Annotated in this window: 20 protein-coding genes; 15 read left to right on the forward strand and 5 right to left on the reverse strand. The window is 46.5% G+C overall.

All coding sequences use genetic code 11. The annotated features are described in order from the left end of the window. Positions 1-55: 55 nt before the first annotated feature. Both KD145_RS04100 and KD145_RS04105 read left to right on the forward strand, forming a co-directional pair. Complete coding sequence (locus tag KD145_RS04100) at positions 56-958, forward strand: AraC family transcriptional regulator (protein ID WP_212004635.1); 903 nt, start codon at positions 56-58, stop codon at positions 956-958. 82 nt (positions 959-1,040) lie between these two features. Next, a complete protein-coding gene (locus KD145_RS04105) occupies positions 1,041-1,874 on the forward strand; it encodes an oxidoreductase (RefSeq protein ID WP_212004636.1) in 834 nt (277 codons plus the stop codon). A 159-nt stretch (positions 1,875-2,033) separates the two neighbouring features. Here KD145_RS04105 and KD145_RS04110 read toward each other — a convergent pair whose 3' ends face one another. Then, entirely contained in the window at positions 2,034-2,867 is an 834-nt protein-coding gene (locus tag KD145_RS04110) for a M57 family metalloprotease (RefSeq protein ID WP_212004637.1), read from the reverse strand. A gap of 394 nt (positions 2,868-3,261) precedes the next feature. Continuing rightward, positions 3,262-4,095, reverse strand: coding sequence for a M57 family metalloprotease (locus KD145_RS04115; protein WP_212004638.1), 834 nt, complete (start codon positions 4,093-4,095; stop codon positions 3,262-3,264). A gap of 237 nt (positions 4,096-4,332) precedes the next feature. Between KD145_RS04115 and KD145_RS04120 the strand changes: the two genes are divergently transcribed. Next, positions 4,333-4,806: an OsmC family protein gene (locus KD145_RS04120; protein ID WP_212004639.1), complete on the forward strand. Its 474-nt coding sequence runs from the start codon at positions 4,333-4,335 to the stop codon at positions 4,804-4,806. A gap of 20 nt (positions 4,807-4,826) precedes the next feature. On the opposite strand, the gene KD145_RS04125 is transcribed toward KD145_RS04120, so the two are convergent. Beyond that, entirely contained in the window at positions 4,827-5,723 is an 897-nt protein-coding gene (locus tag KD145_RS04125; protein ID WP_212004640.1) for a LysR substrate-binding domain-containing protein, read from the reverse strand. Between the two features lie 92 nt (positions 5,724-5,815). Here KD145_RS04125 and KD145_RS04130 point away from each other — a divergent pair, with 92 nt between their 5' ends. The 11 genes from KD145_RS04130 (at position 5,816) to KD145_RS04180 (ending at position 15,457) form a co-directional block, all read left to right on the forward strand. Next, positions 5,816-6,697 carry an MBL fold metallo-hydrolase gene (locus KD145_RS04130; RefSeq protein ID WP_212004641.1) on the forward strand — a complete coding sequence of 294 codons (882 nt, stop codon included), beginning with the start codon at positions 5,816-5,818 and terminating at the stop codon, positions 6,695-6,697. Between the two features lie 112 nt (positions 6,698-6,809). After that, positions 6,810-7,163, forward strand: a complete 354-nt coding sequence (locus KD145_RS04135; RefSeq protein ID WP_212004642.1) for an S-adenosylmethionine decarboxylase family protein — start codon at positions 6,810-6,812, stop codon at positions 7,161-7,163. Positions 7,164-7,178: 15 nt separating this feature from the next. Continuing rightward, positions 7,179-8,471, forward strand: a complete 1,293-nt coding sequence (locus tag KD145_RS04140; protein WP_212004643.1) for a DUF4178 domain-containing protein — start codon at positions 7,179-7,181, stop codon at positions 8,469-8,471. Continuing rightward, entirely contained in the window at positions 8,462-8,668 is a 207-nt protein-coding gene (locus tag KD145_RS04145) for a hypothetical protein (RefSeq protein WP_212004644.1), read from the forward strand. The genes KD145_RS04140 and KD145_RS04145 overlap by 10 nt, the downstream gene beginning before the upstream one ends. A gap of 11 nt (positions 8,669-8,679) precedes the next feature. After that, positions 8,680-8,895 (forward strand): DUF350 domain-containing protein, encoded by a 216-nt coding sequence (locus tag KD145_RS04150; protein ID WP_212004645.1) that lies wholly within the window; start codon positions 8,680-8,682, stop codon positions 8,893-8,895. Positions 8,896-8,909: 14 nt separating this feature from the next. Next, positions 8,910-10,409, forward strand: a complete 1,500-nt coding sequence (locus KD145_RS04155) for a polyamine aminopropyltransferase (protein ID WP_212004646.1) — start codon at positions 8,910-8,912, stop codon at positions 10,407-10,409. Beyond that, positions 10,384-12,027, forward strand: coding sequence for an FAD-dependent oxidoreductase (locus KD145_RS04160; protein ID WP_212004647.1), 1,644 nt, complete (start codon positions 10,384-10,386; stop codon positions 12,025-12,027). The genes KD145_RS04155 and KD145_RS04160 overlap by 26 nt, the downstream gene beginning before the upstream one ends. 134 nt (positions 12,028-12,161) lie before the next feature. Further along, the gene (locus KD145_RS04165) at positions 12,162-13,448 is read left to right on the forward strand and encodes a nodulation protein NfeD (protein ID WP_212004648.1); all 1,287 of its coding nucleotides are present in this window, start codon (positions 12,162-12,164) and stop codon (positions 13,446-13,448) included. 12 nt (positions 13,449-13,460) lie between these two features. Beyond that, complete coding sequence (locus tag KD145_RS04170) at positions 13,461-14,228, forward strand: slipin family protein (protein ID WP_212004649.1); 768 nt, start codon at positions 13,461-13,463, stop codon at positions 14,226-14,228. 47 nt (positions 14,229-14,275) lie between these two features. Beyond that, positions 14,276-14,785, forward strand: coding sequence for a GNAT family N-acetyltransferase (locus KD145_RS04175; RefSeq protein ID WP_212004650.1), 510 nt, complete (start codon positions 14,276-14,278; stop codon positions 14,783-14,785). Positions 14,786-14,803: 18 nt separating this feature from the next. After that, positions 14,804-15,457, forward strand: coding sequence for a hypothetical protein (locus KD145_RS04180; RefSeq protein WP_212004651.1), 654 nt, complete (start codon positions 14,804-14,806; stop codon positions 15,455-15,457). A gap of 140 nt (positions 15,458-15,597) precedes the next feature. Here KD145_RS04180 and KD145_RS04185 read toward each other — a convergent pair whose 3' ends face one another. After that, positions 15,598-16,260, reverse strand: coding sequence for a hypothetical protein (locus KD145_RS04185; protein WP_212004652.1), 663 nt, complete (start codon positions 16,258-16,260; stop codon positions 15,598-15,600). Positions 16,261-16,740: 480 nt separating this feature from the next. On the opposite strand from KD145_RS04185, the gene KD145_RS04190 reads away from it, so the two are divergent. Further along, a complete protein-coding gene (locus KD145_RS04190; protein WP_212004653.1) occupies positions 16,741-18,510 on the forward strand; it encodes a hybrid sensor histidine kinase/response regulator in 1,770 nt (589 codons plus the stop codon). A gap of 49 nt (positions 18,511-18,559) precedes the next feature. Here KD145_RS04190 and KD145_RS04195 read toward each other — a convergent pair whose 3' ends face one another. Further along, positions 18,560-19,510 (reverse strand): hypothetical protein, encoded by a 951-nt coding sequence (locus KD145_RS04195; protein ID WP_212004654.1) that lies wholly within the window; start codon positions 19,508-19,510, stop codon positions 18,560-18,562. Positions 19,511-19,574: the final 64 nt, after the last annotated feature.

A 19,574-nucleotide genomic window follows, 5' to 3' on the forward strand; every position in this document is an offset into this window, starting at 1 on the left:
TAAATGTACCGATTTTTTGAAGATGACTTTTGTTTGATTTTCGTAACTTGTGAACATGCCTAAAACAGAATCACTTACCGACTTTTACCGGCAGAAAATGATCCCGGTGCCCGGCAACCTGCAGCAGGACATCGGCCATTTCAATGTATTCAGTATGGAGAACTGTATGGTCAACGGACGACCTACCATGTCCTATAGCCGCCGTGACTTCTATAAAATAAGCCTGATACGGGGTAAAAACCTTTATCACTATGCAGACAGGACTATTGTCACCGAAGGGAACACGCTGATGTTCTTTAACCCACAGGTGCCTTACGCCTGGGAAGGACTATCAGACGACAAAAGCGGTTTTTTCTGCATCTTCCGGGAATCCTTTTTAACGGACATAGGCCGGCATCCGCTGCGGGACCTGCCTATGTTTACCGCCGCCGGCATGCCTTCCTACAATCTTGACCGTGCCCTGGTAGCCCAGGCGACAGCGCTTTTCAATAAAATGCTGGTTGAAATCAACAGTGATTACCGTTATAAATATGATCTGCTGCGTAACTATCTGATGGAACTGGTACATATCGCCTTAAAAATGGAGCCCTCAGAGAAACTGTATCAGCATCACGATGCCAAATCACGCATCACGGCGGTTTTTACCGAACTGCTGGAACGGCAGTTTCCTATCGAAACACCTATGCAACAGTTCCGCTTACGCTCTGCCAGCGATTTCGCAGCAGAACTATCGGTACATGTCAACCATCTCAACCGTGCCGTAAGAGATACTACCGGTAAAACTACCACCACCCATATCTCCGAGCGTATCGCTTCCGAAGCCAAAGCCTTGCTGAGGCATACCAACTGGAATGTGGCTGAAATCAGCTACAGCCTGGGATTTGAAGAGCCCTCCCATTTCAACAACTTCTTTAAAAAACATACCAATATGACCCCGACCGTTTTCAGGACTGTTTGATTTTTGCAATGATTGGTTTGTTTCGCGTAATAGCCCGTGTGTGTCAGGCCCCTAATTTTGTTCTCGTAAAAATGGAAATCTTATGAGCAACAAAAAAGTATGGTTTGTAACAGGCGCCTCCAAAGGACTGGGCCGTGTACTGGTAGAAAAACTGCTGGCTGCAGGTTATCAGGTGGCCGCCACCTCCCGCAACGCTGAAGAACTCCGTAAAATAAGCGATGACAATAACTTCCTTCCCCTCACTGTTCAGCTGGGTGATGAAGCCAATGTCGCCAAGGCACTGGCTGACACAGTATCCCGCTTTGGCCGTATCGATGTGGTAGTAAACAATGCCGGCTATGGCCAGGTAGGCACGCTGGAAGAAACAACAGATGCTGAAGCCAGGGCCAGTTTTGAAATCAATGTTTTCGGTACACTCAATGTGATCCGGAAAGTAATGCCTTACTTCCGCGAACAAAAGTCAGGGCACATCTTCAATGTGTCTTCCATCGCTGGTTTCTTTGGCAATTTCCCCGGCTTCGGTATTTACACCGGCACCAAATTCGCCGTGAACGGTCTTTCCGAGTCACTGGCTGCAGAAGTAAAACCCTTCGGCGTACACGTGACCATCGTTGCACCCGGTTATTTCCGTACCGAATTCCTGTCATCCGGCTCTCTGGCAGTGCCTGCGCAGCCGATCGCAGCTTATGAAGAAGTGAGGAAAATACAGGCACAGCACCAGTTTGAAATTCATCACAACCAGGCAGGTGACCCGGCCAAAGCAGCTGCAGCATTTATTCAGGCCAGCGAAGCCGCACAACCGCCCCTGAACCTGTTCCTGGGAGAAGATGCCTATCAGCTGGCATATGGAAAAATAGATGCTGTAAAAGAAGATCTGGAAGCCTGGAAGGCAACTACTATTGCTACAGCGTATTAATAGTAGCGTTACAACGCCTATAAGCATCTCTTTAAAACAACAAACCCGCTTCATAAGCGGGTTTGTTGTTTTAAAGAGCAGTCCTTTTATTTATCTGTGACTGGTGATATTTCGTTTATACATAACAGTTACCATCTATCATACCTGTACGCTGCTATATTATTGATACAAATATCTCAGCGCTATAATATCGTTAGCATTGAACGGACGGTTCACGCCATTACCGATACAGGACAGCATCCAGCTATTAGGATCAGCCGCTATAGGAGTACCGGGGATATTAATTGCGCCAACACCGGCTTGTCCTTCGTTGTAAGGAAAACCACCGCAGCTATAGGCGCGGTTAAAGTAGTCAGTATGTCTGAAACCGATGGTGTGGCCGATTTCATGCGCAATAACAGTAGCCAGATAGTTCCGGTCAGGGCTGCTGCCCAGCGCATTAGCATCAGAATTGAGTTTAATTGGGCTCGGAGGATTCCCGGTACTGCAATCAGGGAATCCGGCAGATTGACCCAATGCTCCCGCACCCAGGCTGGCATACTGGATATCCACCATACCACCGCTGCTTACGCGTACGAAATTAATCCGCAGGCCCAATGCATTGTAACGGGCAATAGCAACATCAGTAGCAGTATCATAACCAAGAGGCAAACCAGTTACAGAAACCGTAATCGTCCGTGGTAATCCGGTAATCAGGCAACTAGTCTGGTACTGCTCGGAATTAGCAACACGTAAAACAGGTGAATTGCTCTTGTGGTTTAATGATTGATGAGACAGGAAGATATCGCCTTCTACTACATAACCGCCATCGACAGTTCTAATATTCCGGGTATCATATCCCAGACTGGCGATCTGGTTCTTTACCGCATCCGGAAGACTTTGTTGTGATTCTTTAACAGTCTGGTCATTATCTCTTTTGCAGGAATATGCAACTACGCAGAGAAAGGCAATCAACAATGAAAGGCTTGCAGCCTGTTTAATAGTAATTTTCATTTGTTGTCAGGGTTTAGAAGATTTAGGTAAAACTTAGATGTCACAAAAAATACGAAGCAGGTTGACAGATTTGGGTTGCTATTCGTTGATTTGGGCTCTTGATTTGCGACTGCAGATAATTTTATAAGGACTCTCGTAATAATGAAATTAAACAGTATCGCTGTATTAAACTTGCAATGTGTCATTTTTATTTCTGCCAGCATGCGCTCCCTGTTCCTGCCATAAAACAACAAACCCGCTTATAAAAGCGGGTTTGTTGCTTATTTCGTACTGGCATCACTGTTATGATCAGCCATGCCAGTACTACTAATGAGAAGCCCCATTATTATACTGTAACTGATGAAATGCCGTGTATACATGACAGTTACCCTATCATGCCTGCATTCTCCTGATATTATTGATACAAGTATCTCAGTGCTATAATATCATTAGCATTGAACGGACGGTTTACACCATTGCCGATACAAGCCAGCATCCAGCTGTTAGGATCTGCAGCTGTAGGAGTACCTGGGATATTGATAGCGCCAACACCGGCAGATCCTTCATTACCGCCGATACCGCAGCTATAGGCGCGGTTGAAGTAGTCGGTATGTCTGAAACCGATAGTGTGGCCGATTTCATGAGCAATAACGGTAGCCAGATAATTCTGGTTAGGGTTGCTACCCAGTGCATTGGCATCAGAGTTGAGTTTAATCGGGCTCGGAGGATTTCCGGTGCTGCAGTTAGGGAATCCGGCGGATTGACCCAGTACACCGGCACCCAGGCTGGCATATCTGATATCCACCTGACCACCGCTGCTTACACGTTGGAATTTCAGCCGCAGGCCCAGTGCATTGTAACGGGCAATGGCGATATCTGTAGCAGTACTATAAACTGCAGGCAGACCAGTTACAGAAACAGTAATGGTTTTGGGCAATGGCGTAATCAAACAAGTAGTTCTGTATTGCTCAGAATTAGCAACACGTAAAACTGGTGAAGTGCTCTTGTAATTTAAAGATTCGTGAGTCAGAAAGATATCACCTTCTACTACATAACCGCCTTCGACAGTTCTAACATTCCGGGTATCGTATCCCAGACTAGCGATCTGGCTTTTCACCGCATCAGGAAGACCTTGTTGTTCTTCTTTAACAACGGTTTGGTCATTATCTCTTTTGCAGGAGTATGCTACTACAGAGAGAAAGGCAACCAACAATGAAAGGCTTGCAGCCTGTTTAATTGTGATTTTCATTTGTTGTCAGGATTTAGAGGGTTTGGGTAAACGCTTAAATGTTACAAAAAGTCTGAAGCAGGTTGACAGATTTTGGTAGCTATTCGTAGATTTTGGCTATTGATTTTTTCAGCGACAGATTCTTTTATAAGGCTCTCATTAAAATGAAATTAAAAAGTGTTACTGCATTAACTTTGCAATGCGTCTTTTTTTTACGAGATCCGAAAAAGAACAGTTCGTATTTTTGTCTAAAAAAATATGCGGCAGCATCATTACCATACGACCGTTGAATGGACCGGTAACGAGGGCACAGGCACTTCCGCTTATGCGGCCTACGGACGGAATCATACGATACAGGCGGCCGGGAAGCCTGTCATCCCTGGCTCTTCAGACCCTTCTTTCAGAGGAGACAAAACACGATACAATCCTGAAGAGTTGCTGGTAGCCTCTCTTTCTTCCTGTCATATGCTCTGGTATCTGCATCTCTGCGCAGTAGCAGGCATTGTTGTTACATCTTATATTGACCATGCAGAAGGAGTAATGACCGAAACGGCGGAAGGAAGCGGGCAGTTTAGACAGGTAATCCTGAAACCCATTGTTACCATCGCTGATCCGACGCTGGCCGGGAGTGCCTTGGCGCTGCATGAGGAAGCCCACCAATACTGCTTTATCGCCAGGTCCTGTAACTTTCCGGTAACGCATGAACCAGAATTGAGGATCGAGGCGCAATAAACAGGTGTTAGTCTGATTTGTTATCTCATCTTTTTTGTTTGACGGCCGGGCGTTTTCAGCAATGCCGCCAGGGTGTCCTGCAAAATTTCCGTTAAACGGATTACCGCTGCGGAAGGTTTTTTCCGATGTATCAGGAGGTAAACAGTTATTTCCGGTAATGCAGGCAGCCGGCTTGATGCGGGCAGTGGTTTACAGTCTGGCGGCAACCCTATTTCGGTGCGGACAGTGACGCCCAGCCCTGCACGGGCAGCTGCCCACATACCCGCCACACTACTGGCAGTGAGCACAGGACGCCAGGGCCGGCCCGCCTGCTCCAAAGCAGCAAGGCCCGCAGCCCTGAACAGACAGGGCGGTTCAAACAATAATAAGGGTAAAGGAGATTGTTGTGCAATAGATCTGTTATGCCCACCAATCCAACGAAGCGGCACATTTCCTATACTAATAGCCCCTTCGGGGGCCTGTGTACCAAAGCCCACTACCACATCCAGTTTACCGGACTGGAGTTTTTGTTGCAGTACTACCTGCTTGTCGATCGTCACTTCTATCTGTACCTGCGGATGCAGCTCCGCGAAGCGCGCCAGTACTTCCGGCAGGCCCGCCTCCGAAAAATCCGTTAGCATCCCCAGCCTGACAGGGCCTGAGATCTGCTTCCCCGACAACGCCTGTATAGCCTGATCGTTTATTTCCAGTAGCTGCCTGGCATAGCCCAGCAGCAGATCGCCACTGGCCGTTAGCTGCCAGCTACGCCCCTGTTTTACAATCAGCTGCCGGCCAACGATCTCCTCCAGCCGCTGCATCTGTAAACTCACGGCCGATTGCGAACGGGATACCTGGTCTGCCGCTTTTGCAAAACTCCCCAGATCTACTGCCAGCACAAAAGTACGGAGCAGGTCCAGGTCAAGCAGGTCTGTAATCATACTTGAGTTTTATTAAAGTATCAGGTTAAATCTTTCAATTATACAAAAGTATGAAATAAGGATATGTTTGCATCCACATAAAATATAACACCATGCAATACTTATCTTATCAGCTGTTTCCACCAGGCGACATGGAACTCTTCCTCCTCAGCGACGGCCATCAGGTAATGGCACCCGCCCATCCCATACTCGGTCCCTACGCACCCTCCGAACAGGTACAACAGCTGCTACTGGAACACTCCCTGTCTCCTACTCATGTCCATCTCGACATCAACATACTTCTTCTTCGAAAAAAAGACCGGCTAATTTTAATCGACTGCGGTCTGGGCCAGGAAGAGCCCACAGCCGGACTGCTGCCCCAAAGCCTCGCCGCCGCCGGTTTTCAACCTGAAGACATCACCGACATTCTCATCACCCACGCCCATACCGATCATATCGGTGGCTTGTTGCGCGCCAATGGTACAATGGTCTTTCCTAACGCTCACGTCTATATGACAAAAACAGAATACAATTTCTGGATGTCAGGACAGCCCGACTTTTCAGCAAGCCCGCTGCATAATCAACCTGCTATTACCGCTGCCCTGGTAAACCGTGTCAGGGAAATACTGACGACGGCAACACCGCAGCTGCAGCTGGTAAAAGAAGATGAAATATTATTCGACTGTATCCGGCTGATACCGGCGCCTGGACATACACCCGGTCATGTGATGGTAGACATCCATTCAGGAGGCATATCCCTCCTGCATACGGCCGACCTCCTTCATTCAGGAATTTTGCTGCAGCATCCCGAATGGGGCATGCAGTACGATATCAACTTCCACCAGGCAGTCACTACAAGACGTAACACGCTGGCAGCACAGGCTACCAGCGGAAAAATGACCATGGCATATCATATGCCCTGGCCCGGCCTCGGATATATAAAACAGCGGGAATCAGCTTTTGAATGGGAACCGGTTAATAAAAACTGTTGTTAAAGTTTTCATGCAATGCTTTAAAACAGGCTACGCACGAAGTTTTCAGCCTCCACCCAAGGATATTCCAATTTATAGTATTACTTTTCCTGCCGGAAATTTTTATGTAGCCTATATGGAGTACCAACCGGGATTGCATTTGTTAGCAACATTGTATACCCAAAGAATCGACCTATTGCACGAAAGCAGCCACTGGAGAGCATTCATTCAACATCAGATAAAACAGCATGCGCTGACGGAAGTAGGTAATTGTGTGCACGACTTCCCCCTTGGAGGATATACCGCTGTACATTGCCTCACCGAATCTCATATTTCTATCCATACATGGCCGGAATATGGACTGTGTACCTGTGATGTGTTTCTGTCTAATTTCCGTAAGAACAACGATGCTATTACAACAGCCATCATGGAGGAATTACAGCGTTTCTTTGAGACAACGCGTCATGAATCCCATTGTATCAGAAGATAGATTTTACAAGTTTTAATGAGTGCTATTATCCCACCTGTATTAAAATGCCCTTCCTGCCAGCAATCGCATTCCGTATTCGATGCTGAAAAAACGGCGATGTACGTTTGCGGAAATTGTTATGCCGTGATTGAAGCAGGGTCTAAGGCCATTCATTCTCCCTACAGCCTGAACAAGCCCAAAGGCAAGCCTTTGCTGCCACTGGGTGCAAAAGGGGTTTTGAAAGACAAACACTATACCGTGATTGCAGTGGCCGAACGGTATGAACTCAATACAGCCTATTACTGGTTCGAATACACGCTTATGCGGGAAGGCGATCATGAAGTAGCCTTTTTATCGACTTATGATGGGCACTGGCTCCTGCTGGAGCCAGTATCCGGCAGCGCGTTGCCCAAAGCCACCTTTACGCCTACACAGGAAGGCATGACCTGGGACTCGGTATTTTTTGAGCGTTTCAGCCGGTATAAAGCCAAATACAATTATGCCAGTGGGGAATTTCACTGGCATGCCAATCTGCGTAAAGGCGTGGAATGTGTAGAGTACATTTGCCCTCCACGGCTGCTGGCAGTGGAAGTCGATCCATCCGACCCTGCCGGAAAGGATGTTTTCGGAGGAGAATATATTTTACCATCAGCAGTCAGTAAAGCATTCCTGAACGGAAAGGCCATGCCCCCGCGCGAAGGAGTGGCACCTGCCCAGCCTTCATGGATCACGATCAACCCCAGACGCTTTCTGATAGGCACCCTGGTATTCTGTATCCTGGCCCTGATCATCCAAACCGTTTATTCTTTCAGCCGTAAACAGCTACCGGTTTTCAATGAAAGGATGTTTATGGATACGACCAACATCAATAAGCCCATTGTCTCTCCTTCTTTTAAACTGGAAGGCGGCACTTCCAACATGGAAGTACAGCTGGAAACAGACGTAGATAACAGCTGGTGTGAAGTGGAGGTCAACCTTGTAAATGAACAGACCGGCAAAGAAACAGCCTTTGTGGTCGGAGCAGAATATTACAGCGGCGTATCAGAAGGAGAACGCTGGAGCGAAGGGTCGCACACACAAAAGGAATTTGTTTGCAGCGTCCCTTCAGGCAGTTACCATTTTGTGACAACATTCAGCAAAGACACCAACGGTCCGCCTGTAAGCCTGGGCCTTACCGTATGGTGGGATGTGCCCTCCTGGTGGAATGCAGTAGTGGTATCCATGACGATGGCCTTGGTAGCCATTGGCATCTGGCTGCTACACCGGTCTTTTGAAGCCAAACGCTGGGCCGGAAGTAATGTGACTAATTATCGTAACCGATGGAATTAATTTTAAAAACAATTGCAAAACTATGGCGGACAGACAAATTACTGATCTGCCTGTTCACTTTCTTCCTCACTGTACTGCTACTGAGCAACTATTACGGCTACCGTATCTGTAACTGTACCAGCACAGAAAAATGGGAACCCGGCAAAAGCCGCTCCGGCAGCTCACACGGAGGCGTAAATCGTTTTTATCATAAATAACACTATATCTTATGGAAGCATTACAATTCAAGTATATCCTTGCATCTATCGTTTATTCGTTACTGGGAGTAGTGATCCTGGTTATCGCCTTCTGGCTGGTAGACCGTATCACCCCGGAGAACGCCTGGAAGGAAATTGTACAGAACAAAAATATTGCGCTGGCCATAGTGGTTGGTGCTTTCATTATCGCCATGGGGCTGATTATCAGCTCAGCGATTCATAGTTAAAATTGTAGGGAAGCGTGGAAGTACTGTTGCTTTTTTCTGTGTTTATCATTGCTACCTGCGGGCTGATCTACGAACTGGTAGCCGGCACGCTGGCGAGTTATCTGTTGGGCGATTCTGTGACACAGTTTTCTACCATCATTGGCGCGTATCTGTTTGCCATGGGCATTGGCGCCTGGCTATCGCGTTTTTTTAAAAAGGAACTGTTAAGCTGGTTTATCCAGCTCGAAATCCTGGTAGGATTGGTGGGCGGTATCAGCTCTGCAGCCCTGTTCCTCCTGTTCGAACATGCCCTGTCTTTCCGGCTGATACTGTATCTGCTGGTAGGGCTTACCGGCATACTGGTAGGGCTCGAGCTGCCGCTGCTGATGAATATCCTGAAAAACCGGTATGAATTCCGTGACCTGGTTTCCAGGGTATTTACCTTTGACTATATCGGCGCATTGCTGGCCTCTATTGTATTTCCGCTGCTCCTCGTGCCCTACCTCGGCCTCATCAGGACCTCCTGCTTTTTCGGTATCCTGAACGTATTGGTAGCCATGATAGTACTGGTAAAGTTCAAACAGGAGATCAAATGGGCAGCTTACCTGAAGATAAAGGCCGTGGCCGTGATCCTGTTTCTGGTCGGCATCTTCTTCTGGGCCAATGATATCATGACTTTTTCAGAAGGGATGGCTTTCCGCGACCCGGTGATATTCACGCACTCCTCCCCTTATCAGCGGATTGTATTAACCAGGAGTAAATCCGATCTCCGGCTGTACCTCAATGGGAATCTGCAGTTCAGCTCCGCTGATGAATACCGTTATCATGAAGCACTGGTACATCCGGTGATGATGTACAGCGGTAACCGCCGCCGGGTACTCATTCTGGGTGGAGGCGATGGTGTGGCGGCCAGGGAACTGCTCAAATATCCGGATGTGGAACATATCACCCTGGTAGATCTGGACCCCGCTATGACCCGGCTTTTCCGGGAAAACACCCTCCTGACGAAACTGAACGATCATTCCCTGCAGTCGCCCAAACTATCGGTCATCAATGCAGATGCCTTTCAATGGATCAAGGAAAATAAAACCCTTTACGACATCGCCATCATTGATTTTCCGGATCCTGGCAACTATGCCGTTGGAAAGCTGTATACCACCGCCTTTTACCGGCAGCTGCGTCATTCCCTGAGCGACAGCAGCGTTATTGTGGTACAGTCCACCTCACCTTTTGTAGCCCCCAGGGCCTTCTGGTGCGTAGACACCACCCTCCAATACTGTGGATACCACACGGTCCCCTATCATACTTATGTGCCTTCTTTCGGGGAGTGGGGCTATGTAATGGCTTCTCCGACAGTGCTGCATCAACAGCAGGATAAACTGCCGGAAGGGCTTCGTTATTTCGCAGCCGCTGTATTCCCGCAGATGCGGTTGTTTACAGCCGATATGGATAAAAGGGCTGTGCGCCCCAATCAATTAAACAACCAGGTATTGGTGCAATATTTTGAAGATGAATGGGGAAAATACCAGGAATAAAACACTTACCAGAAAAGACTTCCTGCGCTACATGGCATTGATCGCCGGCGGCACCATCACCGTGGGGCAATATGTTGCATGCAGGAATAAAACAGACAAATACGCCCACATCACAGGCAGGATCAACGGCGCATCGGCTGCTATAGGACATCGTTTGCGGTCCGGAGGATTTTCAACACCCAACGTTGTCGAATATACGAATACAGTAATTACCGGCAGCGGCGTGGCAGGCCTTGCTGCCGCCCGTAAGCTGCACCAGCAGGGTATTTCTTTCAAGGTACTGGAACTGGAGCCCCGCCCCGGCGGCAACGCTGGCTTTGGCGAAAATGCCTATTCCGCCTACCCGCTCGGAGCCCATTATCTGCCTTTGCCCAACCTCAGCAACCAACCACTGCTGGAACTTTTGCAGGAAGCGGGTATCCTTACCGGTTATAATGATGCCGGCTTGCCGGTATACAAAGAGACCGACCTTTGTTTTGACCCGGAAGAACGTTTATACATTCACGATAGATGGCAGGAAGGACTGGTACCTCAACTGGGTATCTCTGCTTCAGCATCCTCCGAAATCCAGCGCTTCCTCTCAGAGATGGACCGCCTACGCGGGATAAAGGGCGCCGATCAGCGTTTCGCCTTTGATATCCCGATGGCCGATAGTTCTACAGACCCGCAGTTTACAGCCCTCGATCATATCAGCATGAAAACCTGGATGGAGCAGAACGGCTATCATTCGGAAGAACTAAACTGGTATCTCGACTATTGTTGCCGTGATGATTATGGCGCAGGTACCGCCGCCATCAGCGCCTGGGCCGGTATTCATTATTTCGCCGGGCGTAAGGGAAAGGCCTCCAATGCAGAATCTTCACAGGTATTGACCTGGCCACAGGGCAACGGCCGGCTGACGCAACATCTGCTGCAGTTCAGCAAAGACGCGCTGCAAACCGGCTGCCTGGTATACCAGGTAACTCCTGCCGGCGAAAAGGTGCAGGTGGACTATTTCGATGTAAAAAGCCAGACCACGCACCGCATCATCGCAGACCATTGTATCCTGGCCACCCCTCAGTTTGTAACACATCGTTTACTGCCAGCCATGCCTGCGGCGGGCGGTTTCGTATATTCGCCCTGGTTAGTGGCCAATATCACACTCGACCAGATCCCTGCCTCCAGCGGGTATCCGCTCTGTTGGGATAATGTGGTATATAAGGGAAGATCTTTGGGTTATGTAAATGCGCAACAGCAGACACTTTCACAGATAGCCCCGGACAAACAGGTCATCACCTGGTACCTTCCGCTGGATCATCTGGAGCCTGTCGCCTCCCGTCAATATGCGCTGGCGCTGGATCATGCCCATTGGGTGAAACTGATTACTGACGACCTTGAACAGGCACACCGGGGCATTCATCAACTCATTCGCCGGATAGATGTACAGGTATGGGGACATGGTATGGTCCGTCCCTATCCGGGTTTCCTCAGCAGCCACGAACGGCAGGCTGCACGTCAGAGTGGATTTCCGAATATTTTCCTGGCTCATTCAGACTTAAGCGGTATCTCAATTTTTGAAGAAGCATTTTACCACGGTAACAGCGCCGCTGAACAAGTGATTGCCCGTTGCCATCGTTAACATAACAAGACAAGGCTCTCTACAAAAGCCTTGTCTTTTAATCAGCCGGCAAGCAGCCCCAGCCCTCCATTGCAAGGAAATTGCGTACCTTAGCAGTAATCTATTCCGCTTCATCCGGGTGATACATTTCTTTTATGAAGCAGCTTGTCATCCATCTCATCTTCTTACTCCTGATCCCGTCAATACTTACGGCCCAGAAGGTTTTTATCATAAAAGTTGACGGTAGTATCAATCCTGTATCTGCTGATTTTATCCATCACAGTATCAGCAAAGCCAATGCTGAAAAGGCCACCTGCCTTGTTATCTATCTGAATACGCCGGGCGGGCTGCTGGAGTCTACCCGAAGTATTGTGCGGGATATGCTGGAAGCGCCGGTGCCCATTGTGGTATACGTTGCGCCCAGTGGAGCACATGCCGGTTCTGCCGGTGTTTTTGTGACCATGGCCGCCCATATAGCCGCGATGGCTCCGGGAACCAATATCGGGGCAGCTCACCCTGTAACACTGCAAGGCCAAATGGACTCCATAATGAGTGAAAAAGCCACCAACGATGCTGCAGCGTTCATCCGGTCCATTGCTACCAAACGGAGCCGGAACCTGCAATGGGCGGAAGAGTCTGTACGAAAAAGTCTGGCTATCACAGAAACGGAAGCGCTGGATAAAAAAGTAATAGATCTGGTGGCTGACAACCAACAGGACCTGCTGAACCGTATTGACGGCAAAAGCATTACCACGGCGGATGGTGTAAAAGTGCTGCATACCAGACAGGCGCAAACACAAACGCTGGAGATGGGCATGCTGGAAAAATTACTGGCTGCACTCACCGACCCCAACGTGGCTTATGTAATGCTGTTGCTGGGGTTCTATGGAATATTATTTGAGCTGTACAACCCCGGCGCCATACTGCCTGGCATCGTAGGAGTGATCGCGCTTATTATCGCCTTCTACTCATTACAGGCCCTGCCTATCAATTATGCCGGTCTGGCGCTGATCATATTTGCCATCATCCTATTTGTACTGGACCTGAAAATCATGAGTCACGGTATGCTTACGATCGGTGGTATCGTTTCCCTGTTGCTGGGCTCTATCATGCTGATACGCTCAGACAACACGCTGGAATCCGTCAGGATTTCTATCAGTGTGATCATTGCTGCGGTGACCGTCACCACCCTGTTTTTCCTGTTTGTAATAGGCGCCGGATTAAGGGCGCAGCGGGCAAAGCCTGCTACAGGAGTTGAAGGTATGGTAGGTCAAACAGGGGAAGCTCTGGATATGCTGAACCCCTCCGGCAATGTGTTTGTACGCGGGGAAATATGGAAGGCAGAATCAGTGGAAGGACTGATAAATCGTGGCGAAAAGATACGGATCATAGCGGTGAACAATCTCAAACTACTGGTAGGACATCTTATTACCTCACCATAAAACAGCAAAGCTATGGTAACAACTTATTCTGTGTGGATGATCGTAATCGTCCTTTTTGTGGTCATCCTGCTGGCCAATGCAATCCGTATTCTGCGTGAATATGAGCGTGGTGTTGTATTTCGTCTTGGACGGCTGGTACCGCCCGATGGTGTGCGGGGACCGGGTCTGATACTGCTGATCCCTATTATTGATAAGATGGTGAAGATCAGCCTGCGGACAGTGGTGATGGATGTGCCCTCCCAGGATATCATCACTCAGGACAACGTATCTGTTAAAGTCAATGCAGTGGTATACTTCCGCGTGATACAACCCAACAAAGCCGTTGTTGAAGTGGAAAACCACCTGGTGGCCACTTCCCAGCTTTCACAGACTACCCTGCGTAGTGTACTGGGGCAGTCAGATCTCGACGATCTGCTTTCACAAAGGGAAAAGATCAACCTGAAACTACAGCAGATCATAGATAAAAATACAGAGCCCTGGGGTATCAAGGTATCTAATGTAGAAGTAAAGCAGATAGACCTTCCACAGGAAATGCAACGTGCCATGGCCAAACAGGCGGAAGCTGAAAGAGAACGCCGTTCCAAAATCATAGCGGCGGAAGGTGAGTTCCAGGCATCCCAACGGCTGTCCGATGCCGCCAAAGTGCTGAGCGAACAACCCAGTGCGCTTACGCTTCGTTATCTGCAGACACTCCGGGAAATTTCTACAGAGAAAAACTCTACCACCATCTTCCCTGTACCCATAGACCTGCTCAAACCCTTTTTAGGCAAAGCCGGATAGCTGTCGTGACAAATTCATTATATTAGCGGAACAGATCGCCTTTTCAAATGAATGAGACTAAATTAAGGAAGTTAACAGCAACAGATAACACCGAACTGGCCAGGATGGCCAATAACAAACTGATATGGAACAACCTGCGTGACAGGTTTCCTCATCCTTATTCTCTGGAAGACGCAGATTTTTTTATTAATCTGGTAAAGGATGAAGACCCCTGCTACAACTTTGCGATAGAATACAATGGTAAGCTGGCAGGCGTTATCACCCTCATGCCGCAGGAAGATGTTTATCGCCGGAATGCGGAAATCGGCTACTGGATAGGGCAGGAATTCTGGGGTAAACAAATTATCACCCAGGCAATAACATTGATAACCGATTATGGTTTTAAATCCTTACAGCTCAAACGGATATTCACCGGGATATTTGAGTACAACCCTGCCTCCATGAGAGCATTGGAAAAAAACGGTTATGAAAAAGAAGGGATTGCCCGACAGTCTATTTATAAAAACGGACAATACTGGAACGAGCACAAATATGCAAAATTAAACCCCGATCTGTAACCCCCGTCTATAAAGCGTATGATACCCCGCATCAATGAAGGTTCTGTTTTCGAATACAACAATGGCATCGTGAGTGCCAGGGAAACAACGTCTTACAACGACCGAGGCAAGTTCCTGGAAAGAATCAACTATCATCCCGATGGTACTGTCGATCAATGGTGGAGCTGGCAGTTCAATGAGCTCAACTGCATCATCGAATGGAACTACCACCACCCTGATGGCAGCCTGAATTATCAGGAAACCGCTACTTACAATGAGGCCCGCCAGCAAACGGAGTTCATAGGCCGCGATCGCCGGCAAACCACCGCCTATGATGAACAGGGCCGCGAGGTTACATTCGGCCTTTATCTGCCGGACGGTTCGCTGAATTATATACGTGAACGGGTATACGATGACAGCGGGAATATGATACAGGAAAAATGGATCTGGGGCATTCATAAAAAAACAGATATCACCACCTATACCTACAATGAGCTTAACCAGTGTATAGAAGAAAAAGGTGACCCCGGTAACTTCATGATAACAAGCAGAAGAATGGTCTTTATTTACAATGAAGAAGGATTGATAAAAGAAGAAATAGAATTTACCGCAGCCGGTGAGTTTGTTGGCCGTTATTTTTATGAGTACAATGAATTTGGGGAGATAATTACAGAGCGGTATGCAGAGGAGTAGGGGAAGAATGTCACAGCTTCCCACAACAAGAAGCTGCCTCCAATAATAGCTCAGTGTAGTAGGTAACAACGGTTTTTGAAATTACCATGGGAAATTTTTATCGCCATTGGCATGTAGGAAGATAGGAAAATTCTATTTCATCAATGTGCAAAAGTTATCAGATCCAGTCCGGCATCCAAACAGGTTTTGGTGCATTCGTGAATGGATTTCAGCGTAAACTGTACTTCATCAAAATCTATATTATCAGCAGCCTCTTCGTCAATCTCAATCGTTTTGCTGACCACATGGATATCCACGATCTCTTCTACTGAAAAACAATTGATGCAGGGAAAATCATCGATTGGTGGAATATCAAATACTGAGTGGGAGCCGAAGATCTGGTCTATATCTGTTTTCAGTCCGTTTTTCCTTAGTATATCACAGGCCGTATTCCAATCGCGGCCGGCATAAAAGCCGTCGGAACCACGCATCAGATGAGTGCCTAGATAATCACAGATCACCAGCAGTGTATAGCCATAGGCGTATCCCATCCTGGGTTTCAGTCCCGAGTATTGCCGTGATTGGAACATCCCCAAAAAACCTCTTGAACTCTTTCCCTTTTTAGATGGATCGTAGTTGAAAATAATATCTTCCAACATCTCATCCATATCATATTTGTATTGAGGATTACCAAAATCAGGGTCCGCATAGTGCTTATATAAATTGGCTGTCTTGATATTCTCAAGTAGTTGCGGGTCTTTTGATCCGAAAACATTTTTCACCTTCTCAAGAGATACCGCGAAAGGAATAGCTACAATACTCATCAGTATAAGTGTTTAAAACACAATTTAAATAAACTCCACGTAAAAATATGAAGCCTTGTAGGCACTACCTGCAAGGTTTTCATGCCCCTCCACCGTTCTCGATGCTATCAATAATGGATATCTACTGTGCTGTTAGGCGTACCCTGGGTAACAGAATTGGCCATTTTTTATTTATAATTTATTATATTAGTAGATAAGAATTGTTCGTGAATCTTAATAGATTTTTTTGCTTCACCAAAACTCAAAGCTCAAAACCACACACTCATTATTATATGCACAAAATAATTAATGAATACTACACTGATTACAAACTACTGTCCACGTATCAACAAAATACAAACACTCTTTCATTAACAAATAATGCTCCATCCTCTTTAAATTTTTTCTGCATATTTGATAAAATAATCTAACACTAACCCAACAGCTAACAAGTGGATATTGGTGAATTAGCCATTGTTACAATCCTTCAAAATAAGCCTTATGATGAACCCTACAACAAGTAAGAAGACTAATATTTTTTTAAGAATCTCCGAAACATTCAAAAGCTATCTTCGAACCGGAGTCGAAAAAGCAACAACACCGGAGGAAAAAAGAAATATTTACAATATCAATCTTCTCAATATTGTAACTAGCACTTTGATACTGACCATTGGATTTGGCTATTATACAATAGCCCCTAAGATATATTTAATTATCCCTGTAATAGTTGAAGGTATATTATTCGGACTAATCCCATTAATAAATAAGTTTGGTACCGTCAGGCTGGCCAACAATATAACCTACTATCTTCACTGTATATGCGCCTGCTATTTTGGTTGCATACTCGGAATTGTTATTGAGATACAATTGCTGATTGCATTCTTCATAATGGCAGCATTAACATCCCTCTTTACCCAGGAACCCACTGACAGAATAATCTATATCGCCTGTTCTATCGCCACGCTGATAGCCATGGAGATTAATTATTATTACAACATCATTCCTGCATTGGATTTAACCCGAGACCAGAGCTTTATCTTTCGATGGGCTGCAATGTTCGGTATATTGACCCTGATCATAATGGTCTTTAGGCTTTATGACAAACGTACTACTGAATCGCATCAGAAACTTACATTGGCAGATGAAGCCAAAACGGAATTTGTGAGAACAATCAGCCATGAAATCCGCGTGCCGCTCAACTCAATTCTGCAGGTCAGCACAATACTTGAGCGTGAAGTAAAAAACAACCCGGAACTGGAACATTTGCACCCATTTATAAAAACCCTTTACTCATCAGCCTTTCTAACGAAGGGTATTGTAAACAATGTGCTCAGCCTGGCTGCTATTGAAGAAGGTAAATTGCATACGATTGATAACAGGGAATTTAATCTCAAACGGACACTGGGAAATGTCATTGACATGAATCATAATGCAACATCAGCCAAGAGAGTAACCATTAAGCTTCAATATGATGAAAATATGCCATCCGTAATACTGGGGGACGAACTAAAGATTACACAGGTATTTAATAATATACTCATCAATGCTATAAAATACACCCAGCCTAAAACCTCCATAAAGGTTAATGTAGAACAAACGGAGCACCAATGGATACTTTCCATATGCGATAAGGGCCCTGGAATGACACCGGAGCAGGTTGCAGCAATAGAACGGGAACAGTCCTTTAATACTACTGCTTCTGATCTCAAAATTGAGGGTACCGGACTCGGATTATTCATTGCCACCAAACTCATCAATCTCCTGAACGGCAACTATAAAATAGTGAGTAGTCCCGGTTCAGGTACAACTTTTATAATTGACTTTCCGTTAAACATCCCTGCAAGTAACCCGGCTACGGATGAAAAAAGCGCCATCACACTTAATCTATATGGATACCGTACCCTGGTAGTAGAGGATGATCCTTTATCAACCATGTTGCTCAAATACTTCCTTGGTAGTTTAGGCGCCGATGTATATACTGCCAGTAATACCTCCGAGGGCATTATGAGTGCTAACAAATATAAGCCTCACATTATTCTGGTAGACGGCTGCCTGCCAAAGGTGGGTGACGGAGAAAATACGATAAGAGCGATCCGAAGTAATCCAGCGTTTGAGAAAACAATGATTATAGGTGTCCCTGGAAATGCATTTGAACCGGATATAAATAGTTTGCTAACTGCAGGAGCAAATGCCTGCTGCCCGAAACCGATATCCCATAGGGATCTTGAACAGATTTTATACGCATTCACAGAAAATTACCAGGAAGCATAAAACATCCAGGAAGGTATTGCGGGCAATACCTTCCTGGAGTACAAAACACTTAATGAGAAAACTGATATCGTGTAGTTTCCTCATGACTCCAGTCCACATTGCCTCTTATGATATGCTTTAAAGAAGCATAATACAATACCAACTCTTTGGAGTTATGCGTTCTTACCAACCTATCTCCCAGGAGCAAAAACTCCCTCATATCCCGGTCATGTTTCTCCACAGCCTTGGTGATAGCCTCATCCAACGTAAGGTCATCTTCATGCTGAATTAGCAAAACCAGATTATATATATCTCCGTGCTCCAACTCCTTGGACAGCGAGTACAAATCATTGGCCCAACAAACGATATTCCGGCAAAGGAGCGTAAGATCATACACCTGGGAGTGTATTTTCCCCCAACTTCCATTCATTCCATGTACAGCTATAATGCTGTCTGTAGCAATGTTCGCTGCACCTAGGAAATTCCGGCGTTTGATAAATTCAGCGACAGTTGGTATTTTTTTTTTACTGATATTATCCAGTTGCCACAATGCGGCATCAAAGGTCTGTTGCACACTGTGAATAAACTGAGACTGCCAGAAGATGGAGGTCATGTTGCACATTCTTTCCCAAAATTCAGCAAGAGCCGCGAGGGCTGGATTGGTTTGTTGAGTATACGGACTTCTTTCCGCCAAAACCGAGATAAAATCTTCAACAAAGGACTTGAGAAATTCCTTTTGCCCTATACCACTGCTACCGTTCAATTGATGATCAATCTGATCATCCAGCAGAAACAGTAAGGAATTAATATCGGTAAGTGCAAAAAGCATCGGCGGGGAAGCCGTAGGAAACATGCGGGCTACCATATATGCGAACCCCTGTCTTCGGTAGTACTCATATTGATCCTCATCAAGTAATTTAAATTTTTTCAACCATTGGTCTGTGTGACATTCTGCTTGTCGAACATACGGATTGATAGCCGATGCAATAGGGCATTGCAAGGCAGGCAAGGTAATTTGCATTTTCTGTGTTTTTAAAAGGTGAGAAAAAGAAAAGTTGCATACTGTTTGGAGAAACAAGCTCGCT

Source organism: Chitinophaga sp. HK235, assembly GCF_018255755.1.
Lineage (GTDB): Bacteria > Bacteroidota > Bacteroidia > Chitinophagales > Chitinophagaceae > Chitinophaga.